The sequence below is a fragment of the Streptomyces sp. NBC_01707 genome (assembly GCF_041438805.1).
Classification (GTDB): Bacteria; Actinomycetota; Actinomycetes; order Streptomycetales; family Streptomycetaceae; genus Streptomyces.
Genome location: NZ_CP109190.1, coordinates 6461467 through 6483605, shown reverse-complemented (window position 1 = coordinate 6483605; position 22139 = coordinate 6461467). Strand labels below are relative to the sequence as shown.

Genomic DNA, 22139 nt, shown 5'->3' with positions numbered 1-22139 from the left:
TGCAATGCAACAGGAGACTTCCCCCTTGCATCTGCGGCAGTATCATCCCCATGTGCATGCCCACCGGACCGGGGAGGCGGCTGCCTTGACGGGCGTCGGTGTCGACGCGCTCGGGCGCCGGGTCGGCGGCGGCAGGCTGCACGCCGAGCCGGGCCGCCGGATCGTCCTCGGACCGGGCAGAGAAGAATCAGAGGGAGTGGACCCGTCATGACCCGTTCCGCACGCCGGACCCGCCGGACCCTGCAGGTGGCCGTGGCAGGTACTGCTGCGCTGCTGGCACTGAGCGCCTGCTCCTCGTCCGACGACTCGTCGTCCAATGCGGACTCGTCCGCCTCGGCGCCCACGGACTCGTCGAAGAAGCTGTCCGGCACGGTGACCGTGTTCGCCGCCGCCTCGCTCAAGGAAAGCTTCACGACCCTGGGCGAGGAGTTCGAGAAGGACCACCCCGGCACGAAGGTCACCTTCAACTTCGGCGGCAGCGACACCCTCGCCGCCGGTATCACGGGTGGCGCCCCGGCCGACGTCTTCGCCGCCGCCAGCCCCAAGACCATGGCGATCGTCACCGACGCGAAGGACGCGTCCGGCAGCCCGTCCACCTTCGTGCGCAATCAGCTGGAGATCGCCACCCTGCCGGGCAACCCCGACAAGGTCTCCTCCCTCAAGGACCTCACCAAGGCAGGTCTCAAAGTCGTCCTGTGCGACAAGACCGTGCCGTGCGGCGCCGCCGCGCAGAAGGCCCTCGACGCCAGCAATCTGAAGCTCACCCCCGTCTCGTACGAGCAGGACGTTAAGAGCGCCCTGACCAAGGTCGAGCTGAAGGAGGCCGACGCCGCGGTCGTCTACAAGACGGACGTGAAGGCGGCAGGTGACAAGGTGGAGGGCGTGGAGTTCCCCGAGTCGGCCGACGCCGTCAACGACTACCCGATCGCCCTGCTCAAGGACGCGCCCAACGCGGACGCGGCAAAGGCATTCATCGAACTGGTGCAGTCCGCCGAGGGCCAGCAGGTCCTGACCGAGGCCGGGTTCCTCAAGCCGTGACCTCGCTCGACAAGTCCGACGCCGCGGTCGAGCCCCTCCCGGGCGGGCCGCGGCGCGGGCGCGTCCGGCGCCGCCGCGCAGGGGTTCCGCTCCCGCTGCTGGTGCCCGCGCTGATCGGTCTGGTGTTCCTGCTGCTGCCCCTGGTCGCGCTGCTCGTACGGGCGCCGTGGCGCAGCCTGCCCGCCCAGCTGACCAGTACGGAGGTCTGGCAGTCGCTGCAGCTGTCCCTGGTCTGCGCCACCGCGGCCACGGCGGTGAGCCTGGTCATCGGTGTGCCGCTGGCCTGGTTGCTGGCCCGTACGGACTTCCCCGGACGCGGCCTCGTACGCGCTCTGGTGACCCTGCCGCTCGTCCTGCCCCCGGTGGTGGGCGGTGTGGCACTGCTGATGGCTCTCGGCCGCAACGGCGTCGTGGGACAGTGGCTGGACTCCTGGTTCGGGATCACTCTGCCGTTCACCACGGCCGGGGTCGTGGTCGCGGAGGCGTTCGTCGCGATGCCTTTCCTCGTCATCAGCGTGGAGGGCACACTGCGGGCGGCGGACGCTCGCTACGAGGAGGCCGCCACGACCCTGGGCGCCTCCCGCTTCACCGCGTTCCGCCGGGTCACCCTGCCGCTGATCGCCCCCGGCATCGCGGCCGGCTCCGTGCTGGCATGGGCGCGCGCGCTGGGCGAGTTCGGCGCGACGATCACTTTCGCGGGCAACTTCCCGGGCCGTACACAGACGATGCCGCTGGCCGTCTACCTGGCGTTGCAGAGCGACCCGGCCGCGGCGATCGCACTCAGTCTGGTGCTGCTGGCCGTGTCGATCGCGGTCCTGGCAGGGCTGCGGGACCGTTGGATGACGACCTCATGACCCACATCGACAGCGCCACCCCCGGTCCCGTCTCCGACGCCGTACGCGGCGACGGCCTCGACGCCCGTCTCGTCGTGGAACGCAGTTCCTTCCGGCTCGACGTGGCGTTGACCGCCGCGCCCGGTGACGTCGTCGCGTTGCTCGGGCCCAACGGCGCCGGAAAGACCACCGCGCTGCGCGCGCTCGCCGGGCTCACCCCGCTCACCGGCGGTCATCTGCACCTCGACGGCGCCTCGTTGGACCGTACGCCGCCCGAGTCCCGCCCGGTCGGCGTGGTCTTCCAGGACTATCTTCTCTTCCCGCACCTTTCCGCCTTGGACAACGTCGCCTTCGGCCCCCGCTGCCACGGCGCGTCCAAGTCGGAGGCCCGCGCACAGGCCGCCCGGTGGCTGGACCGCATGGGCCTCGCCGACCACGCCGGGGTGAGACCCCGCCGCCTCTCCGGTGGCCAGGCCCAGCGCGTCGCCCTGGCCCGCGCCCTGGCCACCCACCCCCGGCTGCTGCTGCTCGACGAACCGCTCGCCGCGCTGGACGCCCGAACCCGTCTGGATGTACGCGCTCAACTGCGCCGCCACCTCACCGAGTTCGAGGCAGTCGCCGTGCTGGTCACGCACGACCCGCTGGACGCCATGGTCCTCGCCGACCGGCTCGTCGTCATCGAGCACGGCCACATCGTCCAGGAGGGCGCTCCCTCCGACATCGCCCGTCATCCGCGTACGGACTACATCGCCCAACTGGTCGGCCTGAACCTCTACAAGGGGCGGGCCGAAGGCCACACCGTACGACTCGACGCGGGACCCGCGATCACCACCACCGAGGACGTCACCGGCCCCGCCTTCGTCGCCTTCCCGCCGGGCGCCGTGACCCTGTACCGCGACCGCCCCACCGGCTCCAGCGCGCGCAACCTCTGGCGGTGCGAGGTGGCCGGCCTGGAGACCCACGGCGACCAGATCCGCGCGGACCTCACCGGCGAACTCCCCCTCGCCGCCGACCTGACCACGGTCGCCGCGGCCGAGCTCGACCTCCACCCGGGCGCCACGGTCTGGGCAACGGTCAAGGCGACCCAGACGCACGCCTACCCCGCCTGACCACAGCGGGCCCCGACGGGGCCGCCCGACGGCATCCGGTGGCGATCCGGACCGGCCCGGCGACACCGTGCACAGCGGTGCCCGAAATGCGACGTTCGTACTTACATGCGAATCTGATAGTGGCCTATTTCCCGAGAACGACAGCCGCTAACAGGAGGCATGATCGTGAGCAAGAAACAGAGCCGGCAGAACCGTGGTGCCCGTACCGGCGGCCATGAACGCAGCGCTGCTGCGGAGACGAAGGAACAGCAGCCGCAGACGACGACCACGCCCGACACGGTGCGCTCGATATCGGAGCCGGTGTCGCACAGGAAGCAGCGCAAGTTCGGCCACAACTGATCATCTCCAGCGGTCGACCACCAGGACCGCAGTGTCGGCGCACCCCTGAGGGGCCACGCATGGGCCCCTTCAGGGGCTTTTCTTGCGTTCGAGGGCGTCCTGCGTTCGTTCGAGGGCGTCCTGCGTTCGAAGGCGGATCGCTGCCGACCCGGCGCCCGGCTGAAGGGCGGTCAGGGCACCGGCTGTTCGGTCCAGATGCACTTGCCGGTGGCCGTGTAGCGGGCGCCCCAGCGCTGTGCGAGCGCCGCGACCAGCTGAAGTCCGCGGCCGCCCTCGTCGGTCTCGGTGGCGTGCCGGATGCGGGGCGTGGTCAGGCTGCCGTCGGAGACCTCGCAGATCAGGCCCTCCGCGCGCAGCAGCCGGAGTCCGATGGGGCTTCGGCCGTACCGGACGGCGTTCCCGACCAGCTCGCTGACCAGGAGTTCCGCGGTCATGGCGAGCTCGTCGAGCTGCCAGTCGGCCAGCTGGTCCCGGACGTGGTTACGGGCCTCCTGGGCGGCGATCGGGCCGTCGGAGAGGACCCAGCCGGCGATCGACTCGGCGGGTATCGCGCGAGTGCGGGCGACGAGCAGCGCGGCGTCGTCCGTGAGCTGCTGGCCCGGCAGCAGCTCGGCCAGGATGTCGTCGCAGAGCCGCTCCAGGGATGCCCCTTCGTCCTGGTCCTGCACGGCGGCAGCGGCGGTGGCCAGCGCCTTCGTCAGGTGGAACATGCCCCGGTCGATGTCCCGGGTTGCGGATTCGATCAGCCCGTCCGTGTAGAACACGAGCAGGCTGCCCTCCTCCAGGACCGCTTCGGTGGTCTCGAACGGTGGCAGAGCGGCGCCCAGCGGTGGGTCCGGTGGGCGGGTGAGGAACTCGGTGGTGCCGTCCGGGTGCACGATCGCCGGCGGGGGGTGCCCGGCGGAGCCGAACGTACACGTGCGGGTGACGGGGTCGTACACGGCGTACAGGCAGGTCGCGTAGAAGTCGTCACCGAGGTCGTTGACCACGTCGTTGAGGCGGTTGAGCAGCTCGTCGGGTGCGAAGTCGAGATCGGCGAGCGTGTGCACGGCGGTCCGCAGCCGTCCCATGGTGGCCGCCTGGGACAGGCCGTGCCCCATCACATCGCCGATCACCAGCGCCACCCGGGCGCCGGACAGCGGGATCACGTCGTACCAGTCGCCGCCGACCTCGACTCCCTCGTTGGCGGGCAGATAGCGGGCAGCGGCAGCGACGGCCGGCAGCGTGGGCAGAACCTCCGGCAGCAGACCGCGCTGCAGCTCCTGAGCCCTGGTGTGCTCGGCGTCGAACAGCCGGGCGCGTTCGATGGCCTGCGCCATCAGCCCGCTGAGCGTGATGAGCAGCGCCCGCTCCTCGCCGCTGAGGTGGCGCGGTTCGGTGAAGGAGATGACGCAGCACCCGGTGAAACGTCCGGAGACGATCAGCGGCAGGAAGGCCCAGGCGGACTTGTTGATCGCCGCGGGGGAGTCGACCCGGTCGGGATAGCGCTCGACGTACTCCTCCGCCGAGTCGATGAAGGCCGGCGCCCTGGTGCGGTGCACCTCGTCGACCGGGGTGATGTCGCTGACCGGTACCCCGTCGACCCCGTCGAGAAACGGTTGCGGGTATCCGACCGCCCCGGCGACCCGAACCATCTCCTCCTCGATGAGATGGAAGACGAGGCCGGAGGCGCCGAACGGTGCCATGACCCGCTCGGCGGTGGCGTTCACGACGTCCTGCATGGTCAGGGCCTCGGCGAGCGCGCTGGTCAGCTCGGTGATACGGGCGGTGCGGTCGGCCGTGACGCGTTGCGCTGTGGCCGTCTCCGCCTCCTGCGACCGGATCTCGGTGACATCGGTGGCGTACACCGTCAGGCCGTCGGGCACCGGGACCAGCCGCATGTGGTACCAGCGCCGGTTGGTCGGCCACCGCACGTCGAACCCGCCCGGTGCGCCGCTTTCGGCGGCCTGCCGGTAGGCCGCCTCCAGGCCGAGTTCCGTGGCGTCGACGCCGATCTCGGCGAGGGCGTCCCACAGGACCCGGCCGAGGATGTCGTGCGAGGCGCCGAGGAACCGCTCCGCCTCCACATTGACGAAGGTGATCCGCCACCTGCTGTCGACCGCGAAGAACGCTTCACTCATGTGCAGCAGCGCGCGGCTCACCGAGTCCCGGGCGATCCGGCTCTCGGTGGTGTCCCACACCGTGCCGACCATGCGGGCAGGCCGGCCGTCCTCCCCCGGCAGGACCCGGCCCCGTGCGCTGACCCAGCCCGCGGTCCCGTCCGGGCGGCAGATCCGGTACTCCACGGCGGACACCCGGCGGTTGCGGATCGCCTGCTCGATCTCGACGAGCAGCCAGGGCAGGTCGTCGGCGTGGACCAGCTGGGTCCACGTCTCGAAAGTCTGTTTCGAGGACTCCCCCTCCAGGCCGAGGATGGCGAGGGTCGACTCGTCCCATATCTGCTCCCCGGTGTCCAGGTCCCACTCCCAGGAACCCATCTTGAGAGCTTCCAGCGCCTGCCGCAGCAGGGCGGCGGACGGCTCCTTCGGCAGCCTCGAGCCGGGCGGCTTCTCGCGCAGCCGACCGGATTCGGTCCGCTCGGACCCTGTCCACTGGTCCCGCAGCCGCAGGGCGGCCCAGGCGGCCAGCACCTCGACGGCCCCGCGCTGCCACAGCGTGGGCTGCCCCTTGCCGACAGTGAGCACGGACAGTGCGCCGGCAGTCCCGCCGGGGGTGAGCAGCGGAACGGCCAGCAGCCCACTGCCTTCGGGCAGCGCGGAGGTGGGCGACCAGGGGGCGGCGCCGTGGGGGTGGTGGCCTTCGGTGTCCCCGGGGGCCGATTCGTGTGCGTTGTCCGGTGAGTCTCCCTGCGTGCCGGGCTCGGCCGCGGACACTTCCGAGGCACTGCCCCGGTCGTCACCGGCTGCGGGCGTCCATACCGATACGCCGTCGGTCACCGCCCGGGCCGGCGCGGTCCCTCCGTGCTCCTCGATCTCTTCCCAGTCCTGGGCGACGGTGCGGACCAGTCCGCTGCTCGCCATCAGCAGCAGCCCTCGGCCTCCGGGGCCCCGCACATGCACCATTCCGCCCAGGCCACCCGCCTCCGTCACCGCGTGTTCCAGCGCGAAATTCAGCAGATCGGCACCCCTGAGTTCCGCACCTGCTTCTATGATCATCCGAAGTCGCGCCGCGCCGGCCTCGTCCATGAGGAGCTGTTCAGCCATCGCTCACTTCCCTCCGCGAACCCGCGTAGGGCAGGACACCCGGATTGAGTGGTATTTCCTTTTCAGTGTACTGACGAGTCGCCCATGCGTACCGCTGAGAGATCGTCCCGCCGAGGACGCCTGTGGGCGCCGCCTGCTGCCGGGCCGTGGCGCCCCGCACCGGGCCGACCTCCGCGAGGGTTGCGCGGCGTGGCCGCTGCCGTGCGGCCGGTCTCGACGAGCGCCCGGTGGCAGGTCCGGGCCGTCGCTTCGCAGCAGCTCTTCCCCTCACCCGACCACGCCGCGCAGCCACGCTCGAGGCCGAGCGGACGGCGCTCTCGGTCTGGGTCCTGCCAGCACCGCACGTACCGGCCGTTGTGCGGTCGCGGTGGCCGAAGTCGTGGTGTGCGTAGCAGTTGGCGAACGGGAAACCGAAGGGCTTCGCAACTGCTCGGCCGACGAGCCGCTTCGGTCAGGTGGGCACGCTTCCCGGTCGCCGGGCGAACCGGTCCGGCCAGGGGTCGGGTTACGCGCGCAGGAAAGCCAGCACCGCCAGGACCCTGCGGTGCGTCTCGTCGGCCGGTGGCAGGTCCAGCTTGGCGAGGATGTTGCCGATGTGTTTGCCCACCGCGGCCTCGGAGACCACCAACTCCACGGCGATCGCCCCGTTCGACCTGCCCTGGGCGACCAGGGCCAGCACTTCCCGCTCCCGGGGGGTGAGCCGCTCCAGCGGATCACGGCGACGGCGTAGGAGTTGGCGTACGACCTCCGGATCGACGACCGTGCCGCCGTCGGCGACCTCCCGCAGGCGTCGACGAACTCCTCGACCTGACCGACCCGGTCCTTGAGCAGATAGCCGACGCCGGAGCCGTCGCCCGAGTCGAGGAGGTCGGCGGCGTACGTACGCTGCACATACTGGCTGAGCACCAGCACCGGCAGAGCGGGCTGCTCGGCGCGGAGCTCCACCGCCGCGCGCAGTCCCTCGTCCTGGAAGGCGGGCGGCATCCGGACATCGGTCACAACGATGTCCGGTGTGTGCGCGGCGACCGCCGCGAGAAGCCCTTCCGCGTCACCGACGGCGGCGACGACCTCATGGCCGCAGCGGGTGAGCAGTCCGATGAGGCCCTCGCGCAGCAGCACGCTGTCCTCGGCCAGCACTACACGGAGCGATCGGTCCGCTCGCAGGGAAGGCAGGGAACGCAAGGAATCTCCACGCGCAAGAAGGTCGGGCCGCCGGGCGGGCTGGACAGCGCAAGTCTGCCATCCAGTACGGACACCCGGTCGGCGAGGCCGGTCAGTCCCGTTCCTCCGCCGCCGGTGCCCGCCCCGCCGCGGCCGTCGTCGCGGATCTCCAGGAACAGCCGGCCGGCCGCGTGGCCGCCCGTCACTTCCGCGCGGCTCGCGCCGCTGTGCCTGGCGATGTTCGCCAAGGCCTCACAGACCACGAAGTACGCGGCCGCCTCGACGGCTTCGGGGTACCGGCCGGGCAGGGCCAGGTCCAGGTCGACGGGTGTCGACGAGCGGTCGGCCGCGTCGGCGACGGCCGCCTCCAGGCCGTAGTCGGCCAGCACCTTGGGGTGGATGCCGTGGATCAGCTCGCGCAGCTCGGCGAGCGCCCGGCCCGCCTCCTGATGAGCCTTGGCCAGCTGGTCGGCGAGGGGTCCGGGCGGAGCGTCGAGGCGGGCGAGCCCGAGGGTCATGGTGAGTGCGACGATGCGCTGCTGGGCCCCGTCATGGAGGTCGCGTTCGATGCGGCGGCGTTCGGCCTCGAAGGCATCGACCAACCGGACGCGGGATCGGGTGAGTTCGGTGACCCTGTCCCCCAACTCGCTTCGCCGGTCTCCGATCAGCAGTCTCGTCAGTTCTGCCTGCGCTCCGGCCAGCAGGCCGAGGACGCAGCAGCCGAGCGCGAGGAGTACGAGGCCGACGGCCGCGGTGGCGAAGGCTTCGGGCCAGCCGGTCACCGTCCACTGCTTCACCACGCGGGCCTCTTCGCCGTTCCCGTACAGCTGCATCACCGCGGGGGTGGATATCAACGACAGCGGGACGGCCGCACAGGCCGCCAGCGCGAGGGCGTCGAGCGGCCACAGGATCACGGCGAGCAGCAGCGCGTATCCGAGTTCCCGCCAGGTGGCCTGCTCCCGGTAGCGGTACGTCAGCCAGCTCCACAGGCCCGGCTCGGCCGGCCGGCGGTGCGGATCGGGCGTCGGCGACCGGTCGATCAGGCGGAGCCTGCCCCGCTCCATGGCTCCCACCGGGATGCCGCAGAGAGCCGTCAGGGCGAGCAGCGGCAGCCCGACCGCCACGAGGGAGAGCACGCCGCCGAGCACCACGCCCAGCGTGATCACGACGAGTACGAGGACGCCTGCGAGGGCTCCGCTCAGCAGGTATCCGACCGACCGCCAGGGCCAGGCCGACAGCAGATAGCGGGGGCTCGCCAGGGCCTGCCACACATTCCGGGGGCGCATGGCCTCACCGTAGAAGACCCCGGTCCGCCCGGACCATCCGTGCTGCCGGAGTCCTGGAGGTAGGGCCGGCCCTACCCTCCGCTCCTGAGGGAGCCCAGGACCTGGGGAGGCGCCGGACGCCGCGCCCCCGGCAGTGATCCGCCGGCAGCGCCCGCGGCCTCCGCTACACGGCCGCGGCGACCAGCAGCGCGAACGCACCCGTCGACAGCACGGTGCGGATCCGGTGCAGGGTGTTCCAGCGGGACTCGAAGGCCAGGCGCGCCGCGCTGTCGTCGCCGCCCTCGGAGGCCGCCAGTGCCGAGTTGAGCGGGATGTTGCCGCTCACGGTGACGAGATGGCTGAGCACCGCGCAGGCCAGGGCGCCGGCGACGAGACCGCCCTCGGCAGATGTCCGGCCGTCGACCGGTACGACGAGGGCGGCGACCGGGAAGGCGATCACCCCGAGGAAGAGAACGAGGAACGCCGGCCCCGGCACCTTCTCGTTGAAGCTGCGCATCGCGGCGGCGAACCGGTCGTCCGGCAGCGGCTTCAGGCCGGGCATGATCCCGGTCAGGAAGCACACCAGGAAGCCGGCGTAGAGGCCGGTGGTGAAGGCGGCGAGTGCGAGCAGCAGGGAAGCCATGCCCACATCATGGCGTGGCGGGGTGGGCGGTGCGGTGCCATTTCGGCAAGGCCACCGCCCACCCCCGCCCTCTCGTCCACCACCTGCCCGCCCCGGATCGCCGCCCTCCAGACCCTCCCCGGTCAGTCCATCTCGCCCTCCTGCTGCCCCCCGCCGTCCGATCCGCTGCCACCCTTGAGCCCGTCCGCCCGGGCGATCGCGGTCGCCAGCTTCCGGACCGAGCTGTCCTCCGTCTCGGTCGCCAGCCCCGAAGCCCGGTCCGCGAGTTCACCGAGTCCGGGCTGACCCGGCAGCTTGCCGCCGCGCAGGTCCTCCGCGAAGTACGCAGCCACCGCGGCCACCTGGAGCCGGCTGCCGCTGTCACCGCCCCACAGCCTGCCGTCGATCGCGCCGGTCTCGACCGACCCGGACCGCTCGTGCGGCGCCCGCGTCCTGGGGTCCAGCCAGCGCACCGTCGCGGTCGCCACATGTCCGGCGGCGCCTTCACGGAGTCGTACGGCGTAGAGCGCCGTCACCGTGTGACCGGGGCCGATCTCGCCGCCGTCCACGCTGTCGTCGCGGAAGTCGTCGTCGGCGACCTTGCGGTCCTCGTAGCCGATGAGCTTGAACTGCCGGACGTTCTTCGGGTCGAAGGCGACCTGGGCCTTGGCGTCGCGCGCCCGCAGTTCGATGTGGGCGGGGAGCTGGTCGACGAAGACCTTTCGCGCCTGGGTCTCGTCGGCGATGTACGTGGTGTGGCCGTCGCCCTTGTTGGTGAGGCGCTCCATCAGCGCGTCGCCGTAGTCGCTGCCGACGCCGACGCCGAAGAGGGTGATGCCGTAGTCGCGGCGGGCGGCGTCGATCCGTTCGAGGATCGCGTCGGCGTCGGTCTCACCGGTGTTGGCGAGGGCGTCGGAGAGCAGGACGACCCGGTTGTTGGCGCCTTCGCGGTGGCCGTCGACCGCCTCCTCGTAGCCGCGCCGGATGCCTGCTTCCACATTGGTGGAGTCCGTCGGTTCCATGGAGTCGACGGCGTCGTGGATCCTTCCGCGGTGGTCCCGGAGCCGGGTCATCGGCAGCAGGGTCTTCGCCTCGTCGCTGAAGGTGACCAGGGAGACGGAGTCGTCGTCGCGGAGTTCGTCGGTGAGGAGGGAGAGGGACTTCTTCACCAGGTCGAGGCGGCCGGGTTCGGCCATCGAGCCGGAGATGTCGACCACGAAGGTGAGCGCGGCGGCCGGGCGTTCGCCGTGCTCGTCCGCGACCCGGGTGGCCAGACCGACCCGTACGAGCGACCAGTCGCCGGCCCGCACGCCGTCTCCCCCGCCGGTGTCCGTCCGGGCTCCGTCGACCGTCACCGAGAAGCCGTTGCCGGCCGGCCGCCGGTAGCCCTGGCGGAAGCTGTTGACGAACTCCTCGGGCCGTACGGTCTCCGCTCCCGGCAGCTCGCCGTCGGCGAGCTTGCGGCGCGCGTACCCGTAACTGGCGGTGTCCACGTCCAGCGCGAACGTGGACAGATAGTCCGGCGCCACGGGCTTCTGCCGGCCGTCCTCCGCGTTCTGCGCGGCGTCTTCCGACGCACCGGGGGCCGGCGCGGGCACGACCTGGCCGCCCCCGCTCGTCCCCTGTGTGCGCTTCGCGCCGTCGACCGCCGAGTCGTTCATGCCGCCCCCGCCCCCGCAGCCGGTGAGCAGCACCCCGCCCACCAGAAGCAGACCCAGCGTCCTTGCGTATGTCCCTCTGTACGTCCGGCGTTCCATTCCCTGCCCCCAACGTCGTGTCAGCACTTGTGAATGTGACGTTCGGGACGGCGTCAAGGAGCAGACGAAGACGTTGCGGATGAATCTCGATGCGGCAACGGCGGGCGCGAAGACCGCGAATCGCCTCGGAACATCAAGGTCAGGACACGATGTCCTTACGACTGAACCCTCGGAAGGCGAACGCGAACAGGATCAGGGCGTACGTCACCGAGATCGCCGCGCCCTTTGCCATGCCGCCCCACTCCAGGTCGGGCTGGAGGGCGTCCGCCCAGGCGAACTGCCAGTGTGCGGGCAGGAATTCGCGCCAGGAACCGAGTGCGGTGACGGCGTCGAGCACATTGCCGACGATGGTCAGCCCGACCGCGCCGCCGACCGCGCCCAGCGGGGCGTCGGTCTTCGTCGACAGCCAGAACGCCAGCCCCGCGGTGACCAGTTGGGAGACAAAGATGAACGCGACGACGAGCGCGATCCGGGGCACTGTGTCGCCGGTCGCCAGCGCGCCGCCGGTGGGGAGCTGAAGCGGCCCCCAGCCGTACGCGGCGGCTCCCGCGGCCAGAGCGACGAGTGGCAGCAGCACCATCGCGGCCAGGCTGAAGCCGAGTGCCACGACGAGTTTGCTCCACAGCAGCCTGGCCCGGGGGACGGGCGCCGCCAGCAGATAGCGCAGCGACGACCAACTGGCCTCCGAGGCGACGGTGTCCCCGCAGAACAGCGCCACCGGCACGACGAGCAGGAACCCGGCGGAGACGAACAGGCAGGTCGCGGCAAAGTTCGCAGCGGACGCGGTCGCCGTATCCATCAGCGTGAGCCGGTCGCCGCCACCCCGGGAGTCCGGTGTGCCGCCGATCGCGAACGCGGTGATCAGGATGAACGGGAGGGCCGCCAGCACCCCGCCCATCAGCAGGGTGCGGCGCCTGCGCAGCTGCCGTACGGCCTCGACGCGCAGCGGCAGGGTGTGCCTCGCCCGGTATCCGCGGGCTTCGGCGGCGTCGGTGACATCGACTGCGGCACTCATGCGGAGCCTCCGGAGATCAGGGTGAGGAACGCGTCCTCCAGGCGGCGGTGCGGTCCGACACCGGTCAACGGCACGTCGAGCCGGACGAGTTCGGCGATCAGCAAGGAGGACGAGGTGTCGCCGTCGAGCCGTACGAGCAGCCCGCGCCCGTCGTCGGTACGGACCGCGGATCCGATGCCGGGCAGCGCGGCGACCTTGTCCACCAGTGGTTCGGCGACCTCTGCCGCGGTGCTGATCAGCAGCGTGTCGCCGGAGCCGGTGATCTCGGCGACCGGACCCGCCTGGACGAGCCGCCCGCGGTCCATGACCACCAGGTGGGTGCAGGACTGTTCGACCTCGGAGAGGAGATGGCTGGAGACGATGACTGTCCGGCCCCCGGCCGCGTACCGGATCATCACGTCCCGCATCTCGCGGATCTGGGGCGGGTCGAGGCCGTTGGTCGGCTCGTCGAGGATGAGGAGGTCCGGCATGCCCAGCATGGCCTGGGCGATGGCGAGCCGCTGCCGCATGCCTTGCGAGTACGTCCGTACCGCGCGGGCCAGCGCGTCGCCGAGTCCGGCGATCTCCAGGGCCTCCTCGATGTGCGAGTCCTCGGCGGGGCGTCCGGTGGCCTGCCAGTACAACTCCAGGTTGGCCCGCCCGGACAGATGCGGCAGGAAGCCCGCCCCTTCGACGAACGCCCCGACCCGGGACAGCACGGGCGCGCCCGGCCTGATGGCATGCCCGAAGACGCGGATCTCGCCGCCGTCGGGGCCGATGAGCCCCATCAGCATCCGCAGCGTGGTGGTCTTCCCCGCCCCGTTCGGTCCGAGGAGTCCGAGGACCTGGCCCCTCTCGACCCGGAAGGACAGGTCCTTGACCGCGTACCTGTCGGCGGACCTGGCGTACTTCTTGGACAGGCCGGTGATCTGGAGGGGGACGTCGGCGAGCACCGGGTCCGGGGCCGGGGTCGCGGTGCGGCGGCGTGCGGTGAGCAGCAGCGCGAGAGCGATGACGGCGGCCGCGGCAGGAAGTCCCCAGGTCCACCACGGCAGTCCGGCCGACGCGGTCTTCACCGCGGGTGCGGTGGGGACGGTCAGCGGGCCGTCGAGGGCGACGGTGTACGTGGTCGGCTCAGCCGGCGAGGCGTAGCCGAGGTCGGTGGCGGACAGGACCAGACGGAGCCGGTGTCCGGCGTCGAGGGCGTGGTCGACGGCCGGCAGGGTCAGCTCGACGGTCTTGTTCTGCTGCGCGGGCGTGATCCGGTAGGGGGCGACGAGCTGGGCGGGCAGCACCTGCTGCCGCCCGTCCGGCGCCACGTCGTACACCTTGCCGAACAGCACCGCATCACCCTGCCCGGCCGTCACCTTCACACGGACGGTGGGTGATCCGGTGATGCGCATCGATGTGCCGAGGGGTGCGGAGTCGAAGCGGGCGTACTGGCCGGGGAAGTCGAGCGAGAGCCCGACACCGAGGGTGGAGAGCTGGGCTAGTCCGCCGCCGACGCCCGGGACGGCGGAGATGGCGGGCGGGTTGGCGCCGGCCGGGTTCCGGAAGGTCTGCGTCCGCAGACCGGCGGAGGTGCCGTCCTGTGCGCCGCCGTTCGCGTCGTCCTGTGTGCCGCCCCGACCGCTGCTCCCGCCCAGGCCGGTGATCTCCTGTCGGCCTCCCGTGCCCGTGAGCGCGATCTGCCGGCCGCCGCTCGACAGCCCCGGGTAGTGGTCGCTGCTCGCACCGCGCTGGAGGGCGGCCCCATCGGTGGAGTCGATACCTCCGGTACGGGTGACGCGGAAGCCGGGCCCGGTGTCGACTCCCTTGTCCTCCTTCAAGTACCGGTCGAACCAAGACCCGATCCGGTTCTCGACCCGACCGCTCTCCAGGTCCCCGCCGTCGTGCCCGCCCGCGATCCAGTCGACGGAGACGGGTGCGCCGTTCCCGCTGATGGTGCGTGCCATGGCATCCGCCTGGCCGAGCGGGAAGAGGGAGTCGGTCTGTCCCTGCACGATGAGCGCGGGCACCTTGATGCGGTCGCCGACCGCGGCCGGGGAGCGGTCGGTCAGCAGGGCGCGGGCGGCGGCGTCCGGCTTCCCGGAGACGGCGACCCGTTCGTACATGTCGCACAGCTGCTTCTCGAACCTGTCGCAGCCGCCGCCGGAGGTGATGAAGATCCCCGCCCAGAGCTTCTTGAAGACCCCGTCGGGGAACAGCGCGTCGGCGAGGTTCCAGTACGTGATCACCGGTGCGATGGCGTCGACGCGCTTGTCGTGCCCGGCGGTGAGGAGCGAGACCGCGCCACCGTACGAGGCGCCGGTGACGCCGACGCGCGGGTCGCCCTTGCCGTCCAGCTGCACCTCGGGCCTGCGGGCCAGCCAGTCGATCAACCCGGACACGTCCTTGACCTCGCGGCCGGGTGCGTTGAGCGAGATCTCCCCGCCGGACTTCCCGAACCCGCGGGCCGACCAGGTCAGGACGGCGTAACCGGCACCGGCCAACTTCTCGGCCTGCGCCCGCACATCGTCCTTGGAGCCGCCGAAACCGTGCCCGATCAGCACGGCGGGCCGGCGTTCCGAACCCCCGGACGTGAAGTACGAGGTGTCGATCGACACCCCGTCCACCCGCATCATCCGGTCCTCGCGGTGCACCGCGGGCGCGCTGTCGTCGGCCGCCGCGGTCCAGGTGCCGGCGCCCGCCAGCACGACGAGCGCGGCCAGGGCCGCCGCCCACCGGCCGCGTCCGCGGGTCCACCGGCGCCATCGGGAGTCAGGGGTCTGCATGTCTCGACCCTAAGCGCCCGCCCCGCACTCCACGGCTGCCGAAAGGGGGAACTGCCGAGCCTCCTTGAGACGTACGCTCCTCCCCCGCCGTACTCCGTACGCGGTATGCCGGACGCCCGATTCTCAGGGCGCCGTGAACAAGGCCGGGAAGCGGGGCGCCAGCCAGGGCTTGCGGCCCCAGGTGAACACGCGGCCGCGGGCCATCGCGCCCCACGGATCGCAGCGGCCGAGTGCGATCAGCAGGAAGGTGACCGGTTCGATGAGGATGGTGCAGTCCGGGCGGCTCAAGGGCTCCGGGCCGACGGTCAGCGTTCCGTCGGTGAAGGTGGCGCCGAAGCGCTGTCCACCGCGCAGGCGGATCGTGAAGCGCGCGGTCAGCCCGGCAGCGGCCGGGGCGACCACCCGCGGCATGCTGGTGATCATGAAGGGCATGGACAGCTCGACCCGGGCACCGTCGAGCATGTGCGGACGCCCTACCGCGCGGGCGAGATCGTAGCCGTGGCCGAGCATGTGCGTGAGCAGATACGAGCCGAGGGTGGCCACATCCATCGAGCCCAGAGGGGTGATCACGGTCTCGTCCAACGGGCGCTGCTCCGCCGCCGCGAGGAAGGCGTCGGCCTGCGCCACGATCATCTCGGCGAGCGGGTCGGCCCCTCGCTCGCCGAACCCGGCGAGGGAGCGCTCGTTGGCCGCCGCCAGGCTCTGCGGCGTACCGTCCCCGTACGGGCGGTCATGGCCGGCCGCGATATCGGCCATCAGCTCATTGGCCTGCGCCAGGTGGGCCGCCGCCTCGCCGAGGGTCCAGGTGGATCCGGGGACCGGGATGTCCGTGTCCGTCCGGCCGCGCAGCATCGCCGCTATCTCCTCGGCGGTGTCGTGTATCGCCTCGGCAAGTCCCTCGGGAAGCGCGTCGCGCCGCTCCCGGGCAGGCGTTGGTTCCACGGCCGTCTCCCTCTGTCCCGCTGCCATGAGCCGGCCTCCACGGTCGAAGGTCCGGCGGATCCGTGCAGAATGCCAGGCCGCGGCGGTGAGAGCAGCCACCGGGGCGGGGATCCGGGGAGTTCGTGGTGGTTCAGCCGGTCGGAGGCGTGACGTCCGTGAGGTAGGGCGACTCGGCCGGGGCGGCGGCGCCGCCTCGTCGAGCCGGCCGGCCCGCACCTGGGCGTGGATCTCCTGGGCGAGCCGGGTGACGTCACAGGAGAAGATCGAACCGCACAGGCGGTCGGCCGGGGGCAGAACCGGGCTGTTCCGGCCTGCCCCCGTGATCCACGGGCGGTCGGTGGTTCCGAGCGGGGTCAGTTCCTCGACTCATCGGCCAGGAAGGCGCTCAGGCTGTCGAGGAGCATGGTGCTGCCCTGCTCGCTCATGTCGCGTTCCTCGGCGGTGTCGCAGGTCTGGTGGAGCACGATCTGCGTGTGGTGGTCGTTCTGCTCGTCGAGTTCCACGGTCATGGCCGCGGGCGCGGGCTTGCCGGGTACGTCCATGCCGACCACCAGGAGGCGGTTCTCGGCGACCTCGAGATAGGAGCCGGTCAGCGGGAACTGGCCGCCGTCGGGCGTGGCCATCGTGGCCTTCCACACTCCACCCGGCCGTACGTCCATCTCGACGGAGCCGGCGACGGCGTAGGCCCAGCGGGCGTACTGCTCGGGAGTGGTCCACGCCTGCCACACCGTCCCCGCGGAGGCGTCGAGCGTTCGGGTCAGCTTGTAGGAGTAGCCGTCGGCCGGGGTGGTCTGCTCGGTGCTCATGCTTCGTCTCCTCGTTTTTTGTGCCTGGTCGGCACCGTCGCATCTGTAGACGCCCGTGGACGCGGAGACTCATCGGTCCTGCCGGGGCTTCCCAGCCCGATCTGCCGCGACAGCACCTGATGGAACGAACGCCCTCGTCGCGGGTCATGCGTGCGGGAGAGGCTGCTCCGTCCACACGGTCTTGCCGTCGTGGCTGTAGCGGGTGCCCCACCGCTCCGTGAGCTGCGCGACCAGGAAGAGCCCCCGGCCGCCCTCGTCCGTGCTGAGAGCCCGTCGCAGGTGAGGGGAGGTGTGGCTGGTGTCGGACACCTCACAGATCAGGCAATGCGTACGGATGAGGCGCAGGGTGACCGGGCCGGCCGCGTACCGGTAGGTGTTGGTGACGAGCTCGCTGGCGACCAGCTCGGTGGTGCAGGCCAGTTCCGTCAGCCCCCATTCGGTCAGTTTCGCCGTGGTCAGCTGCCTGGCACGGGCAGCGGCGGTCGCTTCCAAGGGCAGCTGCCATGTGGCGACATTCTGTGGCGGCAGCACCCGGGTACGGGCGATGAGCAGCGCGATGTCGTCGGTGGGTGGGTGCTCCTTGGGGAGCAGCGCTTCGACCACGGCATGGCAGGTGCTGTCCAGGGGGGCGGTGGGGTTGGTGAGACATTCGTGCAGGTGCTCCAGCGCGACGTCGATGTCGCCGTCGCGCGCCTCCAGAAGACCGTTGGTGTAGAGCGTGAGCAGGCTCCCCTCGGGGACGTCGAGGTCCCACGTCTCGAACGGCAGTCCGCCCAGTCCGAGCGGTGGGCCTGCGGGTAGGTCGAGCACGGTCACCTCGCCGTCCGGCGTGGTCATCACCGGTGCCGGGTGGCCGGCGCGTGCCAGGGAGCAGTGCCGGGAGACCGGATCGTAGACCGCGTAGACGCAGGTGGCCCCGATCATCTGCTCGATCGCCGACCCGTTGCCGTCGGTGTTCGCCTCCAGCTCGGTGGCCAGCAGACTGACCAGATCGTCCAGCCGCGCCACCACCTCGTCCGGTTCCAGGTCGAGGCTGGCGAGGGTGCGCACGGCGGCGCGCAGGCGGCCCATCGAGGCCGCAGCGTGGATCCCGTGACCGACCACGTCTCCCACGACGAGGGCGACCCGGGCCCCTGACAACGGGATCACGTCGAACCAGTCACCGCCGATGCCCGGTTCACCGCTCGCCGGGAGGTACCGGCAGGCCACCTCGACGGCCGGCAGGTCGGATGCCGCGCTCGGCAGCAGACTGCGCTGCAGAGTCAGGGCGGCACTCTGCTGCTGGGTGAAGCGGCGCGCATTGTCGATGCAGACGGCCGCACGCGAGGAAAGCTCCTGGGCCACGGCGGCATCGTCGTCCTCGAAAGGCTCCGAATCACGCGATCGCCACAGGCTCACCACGCCCAGTACCAGACCGCGCGCGACCAAGGGCGCCGCGATCAGCGAATGAACTCCGAGACCCAGGGCGATCTCGATCCGCCGCCGGTCCATGGCGTACCACTCGGGGCGAAGAGGCAGCAGTCCTTCGAGAATCGGGCGACGCTCGTACAGGCACCGCGCCTGCGGAGATTCCGGAAGCAGCGTGACCACATCGCCTTCCTTGAACGGGATGCGATGCTCTGGAGGGGAAAGGGCGACTCGGACCAGCGGACCTGACCCTCCGGGAACCGGTTCGTCACCCAGTGTCACCGGTTTGAGGAGGTCCACCGAGCAGTAGTCGGCCAGGCCGTGGACGGCCACCTCGGCCAGTTCCCGAGCGGTCTGTGTCACGTCCAGTGACGTTCCGATCCGGGCGCTTGCCTCGTTCAGCAGGGCGAGCCTGCGTTGGGCCCGGTGGCGGTCGGTCACGTCCTCGATCGTCTCGGCCACGCCGAGTACCCGGCCCGAGGGGTCTTCCATGCGGAACGCCGAGACGGACACGATCCGTTCCCGACCTGGATCGTGGCGTGCCCGGGCCGACTGCTCCGTGAAGATCAACGGCTCGCCGGTCTCCAGGACGTGCCGCACCCGCTCATCGGTCGGACCTGCGTCCTCGTCGACCATGAATTCGCGGGGGCGATGGCCCACCGGTGCCTCGGCCGGGACACCACTCGCCTTCTCGATCGCGCGGTTGACCCGAATCACCCTCCTGTCCGGGCCGTAGGTGACCAGCCCGATCGGTGACCGGCGGTACAGACCGTCCAGCAGCGCACGGTCCCGCTGCCAGGCATCCACCTCCGCGGCCGGGGCTCCGACCAGGACCCACTCCCGGCTGTCCCCGTCCCGGGTGACCGCGCGGGCCCGGAAACCCATTTCCACACGCCGTCCGTCGCGGTGGCGCACGGGCAGGACCCCGAACCAGCCCCCCGTCCTTATGGCGTCCACGACGACGGACCGCGCGGCAGGCAGGTCAAGGGCGTCGACCAGGAGGTCCTGCCACGCCCGTCCGATCACTTCCTTGGCCGGATAGCCCAGCAACTCCTGTGCACGTGCGCTCCAGCCGACCACGGTGCCTTGATCGTCGAGCACAGCCGAGGCGCCACGCCCGAGGGCGAACGGATCCTCAGCACTCTCGCTGAAACGCATCGACGGAGTCCCCATAGCCACCACCTTGCCTACGTGATTCCGATGTTCCTCCCCGCGGTCTCCGTTCGCGACCTCCCGTTCCATGGCCCAATTCCTTGCACCATTGGAGCCTGCGGGTTGATGTCTCTGGCGGCTCGGTCGTGATGAGGCGGCTATGACGGGAACAGCCATTCCATCGCGGCAAGGCTCTTGTCGACGTATTTGCCCTGTTCCGTCTCGATGCCGTATGCCAGATCCTCGAAGACACTGCACCTGGCATAGAACACGACACGCTCGCTGAGCGCCGCGACGTCGTTGGCGTCGGTTCGATAGGTGCTGATGGCGGCGCGGGCAGCCGCGGGGCCGAGATCGCGGTAGAGCAGCCCGAAGTCGCAGGCCGGATCGACGACGGCGGCATCGCTCCAGTCGATGATGCCGGTCACCGTCCATGCGACCGGGTCGACGAGAACGTGTTCGATCCCCAGATCGTTGTGGGAGAACGTCGGCGTCCAGCCATCGTGTGGTGGTGCGGCGTCCAGGAACGCCTCGACGGATCGGCGGTGCGCCGCCGGTACCTGCCCGGCCACCGTCACATAGTTCTCCGTGGCCTCATGTCGCCACTGGGCAACCGGCTGGTGGTCCGTTTCCACAGCCATCCGATCGATCGCAACAGCATGCAGCGCAGTGAGCAGCTCACCGAGCGTGGCGCCGATCGACGTGCCGTGGGCCGATCGCTGGTGCCGCGGCATGTCCACCAGTGGCACGCCGGGAAGCTTGAAGTAGGCCAGACAACCCTGGTCCGCGACCATGAACGCCGGCTGGGGCACGGGCAGCGGCGAAACGTCGGCGACGGCAGCAAGCACGCCGGCCTCGTGGTTCAGCTGGGCGGCCCGCCGTGCCAGGTCGGGCTCCTTGCCGAAGCGCACGACCAGCTCACCGTTGACCTCGTACGCCAGGTTGTCCAAGCCCTCGCCGAGCTGTACCACGGAGTCGACCTGGTAGTCGGGCATGTGCGCCATCACGACGCTGCGGACGTCTGCGACGTGGTCGCGGCTGCGACTGGTCATGCGCGGACGATATCAATCAGCCACACGACGTCAGCGGTGGTCGTCGAGTGGAACGGTACCGGCCGGCGCCGTGGACCGTTCCGGAACGCCGCGCCCCGCAGGGCGGCCCACCGTCGAGGAACCACCGGGCCCCGGCCGCTGGTACGGCCGGGGCCCGGTGCCTGTGGGATACGGATCAGTGGTTGCGGGGGAAGCCGAGGTCCACACCGGCGGGGGCGTCGGCCGGGTCCGGCCAGCGGGTGGTGACGACCTTGCCGCGGGTGTAGAAGTGCACGCCGTCGTTCCCGTAGATGTGGTGGTCGCCGAAGAGCGAGTCCTTCCAGCCACCGAAGGAGTGGTAGCCCACCGGCACCGGGATCGGCACGTTGACGCCGACCATGCCGGCCTCGATCTCCAGCTGGAAGCGGCGGGCTGCGCCGCCGTCGCGGGTGAAGATCGCGGTGCCGTTGCCGAACGGCGAGGCGTTCATGAGGGCGACGCCCTCCTCGTACGTCTCGACGCGCAGGACGCACAGCACCGGGCCGAAGATCTCGTCCTTGTACGCGTCCGAGTCGGTGGACACGTGGTCGAGGAGGGAGAGGCCGATCCAGTGGCCGTCCTCGAACCCTCCGACGGTGTAGCCGGTGCCGTCGAGGACGACGTCGGCGCCCTGGGCCGCCGCGCCCGTGACGTACGAGGCGACCTTGTCGCGGTGGGCCGCTGTGATCAGCGGGCCCATCTCGGACGTCGGGTCGTTGCCGGGGCCGATCTTGATCTTCTCGGCGCGCTCCTTGATCCTGGCGACGAGCTCGTCACCGACGGCGCCCACCGCGACGACCGCGGAGATGGCCATGCAGCGCTCACCGGCGGAGCCGTACGCGGCGGAGACCGCGGCGTCGGCGGCGGCGTCGAGGTCCGCGTCCGGCAGGACCAGCATGTGGTTCTTCGCACCGCCGAGCGCCTGGACACGCTTGCCGTTGGCGGAGGCGGTGGTGTGGATGTAGCGGGCGATCGGGGTGGAGCCGACGAAGGAGACCGCGGCGACGTCCGGGTGGTTCAGCAGTCCGTCGACGGCGACCTTGTCGCCGTGCAGCACGTTCAGCACACCGTCCGGCAGTCCGGCCTCGGCGGCCAGCTCGGCCAGCAGGTTGGCGGCCGACGGGTCCTTCTCGCTCGGCTTCAGCACGAACGTGTTGCCGCAGGCGATGGCCAGCGGGAACATCCACATCGGCACCATCGCCGGGAAGTTGAACGGCGTGATGCCCGCGACGACACCGAGCGACTGGCGGATGGAGGAGACGTCGACCCGGCTGGAGACCTGGGTGGACAGCTCACCCTTGAGCTGGGTGGTGATGCCGCAGGCCAGCTCGACGATCTCCAGGCCGCGGGCGACCTCACCGAGCGCGTCGGAGTGCACCTTGCCGTGCTCGGCGGTGATCAGCGCGGCGATGTCGTCGCGGCGGGCGTCGAGCAGTGCGCGGTAGCGGAACAGGACGGCGGTGCGGGCGGCCAGCGAGGACGTGCCCCACGTCGCGTACGCGTCCTTCGCGGCGGCGACCGCGGCGTCGACCTCTTCGAGGGAGGCGAGTGCGACCTGGGTGGTGACGGCGCCGGTGGCCGGGTCGGTGACCGGGCCGTAGTTGCCCGACGTGCCCTCGACGGTCTTGCCACCGATCCAGTGGTTGACGGTCTTCATTACGAAACTC

15 protein-coding genes and 1 pseudogene are annotated in these 22139 nt (G+C 71.0%); 4 read left to right on the top strand and 12 right to left on the bottom strand.

The genetic code is table 11. The features are described from left to right. The first annotated feature begins 207 nt into the window (after positions 1-207). The 4 genes from modA (at position 208) to OG963_RS29065 (ending at position 3319) form a co-directional block, all read left to right on the top strand. On the top strand, positions 208-1038 hold the full coding sequence (modA, locus tag OG963_RS29080; protein WP_093774205.1) for a molybdate ABC transporter substrate-binding protein: 831 nt from the start codon (positions 208-210) through the stop codon (positions 1036-1038). Then, positions 1035-1892 (top strand): molybdate ABC transporter permease subunit, encoded by an 858-nt coding sequence (gene modB, locus OG963_RS29075; RefSeq protein WP_362270738.1) that lies wholly within the window; start codon positions 1035-1037, stop codon positions 1890-1892. Before modA ends, modB begins: the two co-directional genes overlap by 4 nt. After that, complete coding sequence (locus OG963_RS29070) at positions 1889-2980, top strand: ABC transporter ATP-binding protein (protein WP_319325058.1); 1092 nt, start codon at positions 1889-1891, stop codon at positions 2978-2980. The genes modB and OG963_RS29070 overlap by 4 nt, the downstream gene beginning before the upstream one ends. 159 nt (positions 2981-3139) lie before the next feature. Then, positions 3140-3319 (top strand): hypothetical protein, encoded by a 180-nt coding sequence (locus OG963_RS29065; RefSeq protein ID WP_037822304.1) that lies wholly within the window; start codon positions 3140-3142, stop codon positions 3317-3319. A 170-nt stretch (positions 3320-3489) separates the two neighbouring features. Here the strand turns inward: OG963_RS29065 and OG963_RS29060 are convergent, their stop codons facing one another. From OG963_RS29060 to mmsA, 12 genes and pseudogenes are all read right to left on the bottom strand, one after another. Beyond that, the gene (locus tag OG963_RS29060; protein ID WP_319325059.1) at positions 3490-6522 is read right to left on the bottom strand and encodes a SpoIIE family protein phosphatase; all 3033 of its coding nucleotides are present in this window, start codon (positions 6520-6522) and stop codon (positions 3490-3492) included. Positions 6523-7027: 505 nt separating this feature from the next. Further along, positions 7028-7659: pseudogene (locus OG963_RS29055) on the bottom strand (response regulator). Next, complete coding sequence (locus OG963_RS29050; RefSeq protein WP_371799629.1) at positions 7659-8969, bottom strand: sensor histidine kinase; 1311 nt, start codon at positions 8967-8969, stop codon at positions 7659-7661. The pseudogene OG963_RS29055 and the gene OG963_RS29050 overlap by 1 nt, the downstream one beginning before the upstream one ends. A 163-nt stretch (positions 8970-9132) precedes the next feature. Next, positions 9133-9591 (bottom strand): DUF1772 domain-containing protein, encoded by a 459-nt coding sequence (locus OG963_RS29045; protein WP_093774197.1) that lies wholly within the window; start codon positions 9589-9591, stop codon positions 9133-9135. A gap of 122 nt (positions 9592-9713) precedes the next feature. Next, entirely contained in the window at positions 9714-11327 is a 1614-nt protein-coding gene (locus tag OG963_RS29040; protein WP_093774195.1) for a von Willebrand factor type A domain-containing protein, read from the bottom strand. 139 nt (positions 11328-11466) lie between these two features. Beyond that, positions 11467-12342, bottom strand: coding sequence for an ABC transporter permease (locus OG963_RS29035; RefSeq protein ID WP_030935181.1), 876 nt, complete (start codon positions 12340-12342; stop codon positions 11467-11469). Continuing rightward, on the bottom strand, positions 12339-15095 hold the full coding sequence (locus OG963_RS29030) for an alpha/beta fold hydrolase (RefSeq protein ID WP_371799628.1): 2757 nt from the start codon (positions 15093-15095) through the stop codon (positions 12339-12341). The genes OG963_RS29035 and OG963_RS29030 overlap by 4 nt, the downstream gene beginning before the upstream one ends. 123 nt (positions 15096-15218) lie before the next feature. Further along, a complete protein-coding gene (locus OG963_RS29025; RefSeq protein ID WP_256223673.1) occupies positions 15219-16037 on the bottom strand; it encodes a maleylpyruvate isomerase family mycothiol-dependent enzyme in 819 nt (272 codons plus the stop codon). Between the two features lie 353 nt (positions 16038-16390). After that, on the bottom strand, positions 16391-16843 hold the full coding sequence (locus OG963_RS29020; RefSeq protein ID WP_030935175.1) for an SRPBCC domain-containing protein: 453 nt from the start codon (positions 16841-16843) through the stop codon (positions 16391-16393). A gap of 144 nt (positions 16844-16987) precedes the next feature. Then, positions 16988-19423, bottom strand: coding sequence for a SpoIIE family protein phosphatase (locus OG963_RS29015; protein ID WP_319736220.1), 2436 nt, complete (start codon positions 19421-19423; stop codon positions 16988-16990). A 137-nt stretch (positions 19424-19560) separates the two neighbouring features. Next, positions 19561-20454, bottom strand: a complete 894-nt coding sequence (locus OG963_RS29010) for a phosphotransferase family protein (protein WP_093930332.1) — start codon at positions 20452-20454, stop codon at positions 19561-19563. A gap of 175 nt (positions 20455-20629) precedes the next feature. After that, entirely contained in the window at positions 20630-22129 is a 1500-nt protein-coding gene (mmsA, locus tag OG963_RS29005; protein ID WP_030935152.1) for a CoA-acylating methylmalonate-semialdehyde dehydrogenase, read from the bottom strand. Between the last annotated feature and the right edge of the window lie 10 nt (positions 22130-22139).